Source organism: Vibrio tapetis subsp. quintayensis (assembly GCF_030409945.1).
In the GTDB taxonomy this organism is placed as follows: domain Bacteria; phylum Pseudomonadota; class Gammaproteobacteria; order Enterobacterales; family Vibrionaceae; genus Vibrio; species Vibrio quintayensis.
Genome location: NZ_JAUFQV010000031.1, coordinates 1 through 584, shown reverse-complemented (window position 1 = coordinate 584; position 584 = coordinate 1). Strand labels below are relative to the sequence as shown.

The window sequence follows — 584 nt, the reverse complement described above, 5'->3', positions numbered from 1 at the left end:
TTTTATGATGCTTAGGGGCCGACTTTGGCAGTGCATTTTGCTGTTCGGCTTCGTTGAAAGTGCCTTTGGGCTCTTTTTCGCTTTTGGCTGAGAAGCGTTTAGATTTGCTCAGGTTAAGTTGCTCAAGGAGCAACTGCATTTTATTTTCTAACTCAACGACTTCCTCTGCTTGAGTGTCAACCGTCTTTTTGAGTGCACTGTTCTCTTCCTGAAGCTTAAGCAGCATCGCTTTGAGTTGTTCTACATCATCAGGAAGGTTGGTCATGGTAAGGGCTCGTTATCTATCATTTCCGCTTAGTCTGACAGCGAAAAAGGATCGTTCAAGCCCAATATGAAGATCAGTATTCTAGCTCACACTTCTCGCCCATAAAGGGGTTGATGCGCCTTGGGGTTTTCAAGATTTAGTCCAGATAATAGCCAGTTAAGTTGTTGCGTAGAGATATGGATATGCCCTGCGGCTGTGGGTTTAGGCCACTTAAAGCGGCCTTTCTCGAGTCGGCGATAGTAGAGCCAGAACCCGTTGGTGTCCCAAAAGAGAATTTTGATTTTATCTCGACCACGATTACAAAAGATAAACCACGCGC

At 45.2% G+C, this 584-nt stretch carries 1 protein-coding gene and 1 pseudogene; both read right to left on the bottom strand.

The annotated features are described in order from the left end of the window. Positions 1-265: pseudogene (locus QWZ04_RS15680) on the bottom strand (IS66 family transposase); the annotation flags it as partial. A gap of 86 nt (positions 266-351) precedes the next feature. Then, on the bottom strand, positions 352-584 hold a 233-nt coding region (gene tnpB / locus QWZ04_RS15675; RefSeq protein WP_290329193.1), incomplete at its 5' end, for an IS66 family insertion sequence element accessory protein TnpB.